Raw genomic sequence first — 3704 nt, 5'->3', positions numbered from 1 at the left:
CCGTCGCTCCGCCTGGCTCAGCATCGACTTGACGCCGAAGACCTGTTGGTAGCGGGCGGCGATCTTGCCGACCTTCTGGTCGAACAGCAGGAAATAGCGGATGAACTCCAGCAACCTGTCGGGCTGAAGCAGACTGGTGATCAGCGTGTCCTGTTCCGTTGCCAGGATCGGGCGAGACCAGAGCTGTTCGAAGTAGTCCCGGATGTATTTCGGCCGCTGGGCGAAGAGAGTGTCCTTTGCCGTAGGAGAGAGCGACGCATTGACGATCCCGGTAACCTCTTTCTCCGAGATCTCTTCCTCCCGCCATGCCGCCCAGAATTTTTTCGGGGTTCCTGTCGTTGCATAGCGACCGGTCTCGCCCGAGATGGAGAACAAAAGTTGTGCATAGGCATAGAGCAGAGGGATGCCGCCGGTCTTCTGATTGCGAAGATGCTGGGAGATGCCTTCGTCGACGGTGGGCTTGCCGGTTTTGCTGCTGACAGGCCGCTTGGCTTCGATCACCACAAGCGGTAGCCCGTTGACGTAGAGCACGATGTCAGGCCGGTAGGTGCCCTGGGCTCCGTCCCGTTCGATACTCAGTTCCTCGGTAACCTCCAGCCGGTTGGCGGATGGGGTTTCGAAGTCGAGCAGAGGGATGGTGAAAGACTGCCGCTGACCGTCCGGCATGTGCTCGGTGACCGTGACCCCATAGACCAGCAGCTTGTAGAGTTTCTCGTTGGCGGACTTAAGACCCTCGTTCAGTCCGGTGTTGGAGGCGGCCTTCAGGACCTGCTGGATACCGCCCGAGGAGAGGCTGTGGCGTGTACCCTTATAGGTGTAGCGATAGGCCTCCAGCCAGCTCCTGAGGGCATCCTCAAGCAGGACTGAACGCTCACCGCCGCGCCTCCGAAGGCAAACTTCAGGAGAGACATAGGACCAGCCGAGCTTCATCAGCAGTGCCAGCGCCGGGATCTTGGCTTGGGCCTCTTCACTGGAGTTTGGGCGGTTGTGCTGGTTCATCTCAAGCCACTGGAGATCCTGCGGGGGGCATCAAATCAATGACTTACTATCAAACGAATGCGTATGCGCTTGCAAGTTTAGATTTCATCCGAGTTGCAACCCACAGGACTCAGTCCTCGATCACCTCGTAGGGCCAGTCGAAGTGAGAATAGAGGAACGGCTTCCCGCCTTCCCTGTTGGTTTCTTTGGCGTAGATCCTGAAACGAGTGCCGACAGGATACTCCTTCCGCATCTTGCGAGAGCACTCGACGTCCATTGTCGTCGGGAATGGTTGGCCCTTGACGGGACGAACGTGGATCAGCGAGCTTTTGCCTGGTTTCCGTCCAGAGTAGGTCTCAACGATGACTTGTTGGTACTGTGACCATGGTTTGCTCACACCGTCACCCTCCGCTTGCCGGTCAGAAGTTGCTGCATTAGCGCTTGTTTTTCGGTTTTTAGAAGCGAGAGCTGCTTTGAATAACTTGAGCATGCATCAGCGCAACAACCAAAAACTGCCGCTAACTCTTTTTGCTCTTCAATGGGTGGAACTCTTATTTTCAAGGATCGTGCGTTTTTCAGTCCAATAAAAGGTTGGGCTCCACCAGATATCGGCCAGACATTTGGATCGTTGAGGATGAAATACAAGAAGTCTGTGTTCGACTTACCTTCAACCGCAATGATCGTTATCGTGTTTTTGATTGCCGTCCATTCGTCTCGAGCGAGAAAACAGCGACCACATCTGGCGCCTATAGCCGACAACACAATTCCTGGGCCAAAGTGCTCAGCATCGGCTACAAATCCATCGCGACCGGATGCGCTATAGGCTGACGCTCCACTTTCGACGTAGGATGCTTTGGTGAGGCTTGTATTGCCCCAGTTCACTTCTGCGATTTGGCCAAGGTTAGTTTGTTGCCATTCCTCCTCGAACCCCTTCAGTTGCCGTTTGCCAGTCAGCAATTGCTGCATGAGGGCTTTCTTTTGGGCTTCGGCGTTGGCAAGCAGCTTCTCGGTTGTCTCAATGGCCTTATCCCAAGTTGATAGTATCTCTGCGATCTTTTTCTGTTCGGGGAGCGGTGGAATATTGATAGGCAGTGTCTTCAGTAGCGCGGTATCAAGTCGTCCGGTTCCGTGATTGGCCGTATTCACCAGGCCCATTAGTTCAAGCTTCTTGCCGACTAGAAGATAGGAAAGGAACAGCGGATGAACGTTGGGCCTAACCACCAAGGCCTTAATGTCCTGATTGAATGCGAGACGCTTGGTTACAATGCCAATAGGCACATCCTTGAGAAGGGTCATTCCTCGGACCAGTACGAGGATGTTATTTGGATCAGCAAGCTTTGCGGCTGCCGATCCTGTTGCCGTCAGATGATCCTGAGCATCTGAAATCCGATGGGTTTTGAGATCTTTGGCGGAGACCCATGGCAGGTCTCCCCCCCAATAATCTGGACGCTGCTTACTTGGGGTTCCTCCGGATACAAACGTGGCACAATCACCCAGGGAGCTTTTTTGCCATCCCTCAGGAACCATAGCCAAGCTCCCTCAGGTATCCGTCCATCCTGGCTTCCAGCTCGGCCATCTCCGCCTTTAGGGTCTCTCGTTCCTGCCGAACCGCCATCAGGTCGATCTCGTCCTCTTCCTCGAAAGTATCCACATAGCGCGGAATGTTGAGGTTGAAGTCGTTCTCGCGGATCTCATCCAAGCTGGTGAGCTTGGCGTATTTGTCGAAGCTCTCCCGATCATCGAAGGTGGCGAAGATCTTGTCGATCTGCTCGTCCCCCAGCCGGTTCTGGTTGCTGCCCTCTATGAATTCCCGCGAGGCATCAATGAAAAGCACCTTGTCGTCGGCCTTCTTCTTTCTGAGGACAAGAATGGCAGCCGGGATGCCGGTGCCGAAAAAGAGCTTCTCGGGTAGGCCGATGACGGTATCAAGGAGGTTCTCCTCAACGAGCTGCTGGCGGATTTTGCCCTCGGAAGAGCCTCGGAAGAGCACCCCGTGGGGCACGACGACAGCCATGCGTCCGCTTTTCGGCTTCAGCGTCTCCACCATGTGGGAGATGAAGGCATAGTCCCCCTTGGTCTTGGGCGGCAGACCACGGTAGAACCGGCCAAAGGGATCGTTCGCCGCCTTGTCATAGCCCCACTTGTCGAGACTGAAGGGTGGATTGGCGACGACGACGTCGAACAGCCTCAGCTGATCGTCCCTCGTCCGCAGCTTCGGGTTGGAGATCGTGTCGCCCCATTCGATCTGGTGATTGGTCTCGCCATGCAGGAACATGTTCATCTTGGCGAGCGCCCAGGTGGACCCGATGGCCTCCTGACCGAAGAGCGCATAAGGCGCCTTACCGTTGGTCGACTTGATCTCACGGGCGCATTTCAGGAGCAGGGAGCCGGACCCGCAGGTCGGATCGCAGATCTCGTCGCCTTCCTGAGGCTCCACCAGCCGGGCCATCAACATGGAAACCTCGGCAGGGGTATAGAACTCCCCGGCCTTCTTGCCGGCTGTTGCGGCGAAGCGGGAGATCAGGAACTCGTAAGCCCCGCCGATGATGTCCAGAGTGCCCACTCGCGTGGGGCGCATGTCCAGCGTCGGTTTGGCGAAGTCCTCCATCAGGTGGCGCAGGATGTCGTTCTTCTGCTCCTCGTCACCCAGCTTGTTGGCGTTGAAGGAAATGTCCTGAAAGACATCCCTCAGCTTCGCCCCGTTGGCTTCCTCGATAGCGTGGAGC

At 56.0% G+C, this 3704-nt stretch carries 4 protein-coding genes; all 4 read right to left on the bottom strand.

Annotation, left to right across the window (positions count from 1 at the left end):
• The coding region (locus tag K5905_RS29750) for a type I restriction endonuclease (RefSeq protein WP_297591251.1) at nucleotides 1–999 on the bottom strand (999 nt) is incomplete at its 3' end.
• A 109-nt stretch (nucleotides 1000–1108) separates the two neighbouring features.
• On the bottom strand, nucleotides 1109–1375 hold the full coding sequence (locus K5905_RS29745) for a hypothetical protein (RefSeq protein WP_297591249.1): 267 nt from the start codon (nucleotides 1373–1375) through the stop codon (nucleotides 1109–1111).
• On the bottom strand, nucleotides 1372–2505 hold the full coding sequence (locus K5905_RS29740) for a restriction endonuclease subunit S (RefSeq protein ID WP_297591248.1): 1134 nt from the start codon (nucleotides 2503–2505) through the stop codon (nucleotides 1372–1374). Before K5905_RS29740 ends, K5905_RS29745 begins: the two co-directional genes overlap by 4 nt.
• Nucleotides 2495–3704, bottom strand: a 1210-nt coding sequence (locus K5905_RS29735; protein WP_297591247.1) for a type I restriction-modification system subunit M, incomplete at its 5' end; no start/stop codon positions are given. The genes K5905_RS29735 and K5905_RS29740, both read right to left, overlap by 11 nt.

It is taken from the genome of Roseibium sp. (assembly GCF_025698965.1).
In the GTDB taxonomy this organism is placed as follows: domain Bacteria; phylum Pseudomonadota; class Alphaproteobacteria; order Rhizobiales; family Stappiaceae; genus Roseibium.
Note: the sequence above shows the minus strand (reverse complement) of the source record. Positions and strands in the feature narration are given on the sequence as shown.

Bases quoted from the DNA above. Each gene is read 5' to 3' on its own strand.
- K5905_RS29740 (WP_297591248.1), bottom strand. From the start codon at position 2,505: ATGGTTCCTGAGGGATGGCAAAAAAGCTCCCTGGGTGATTGTGCCACG.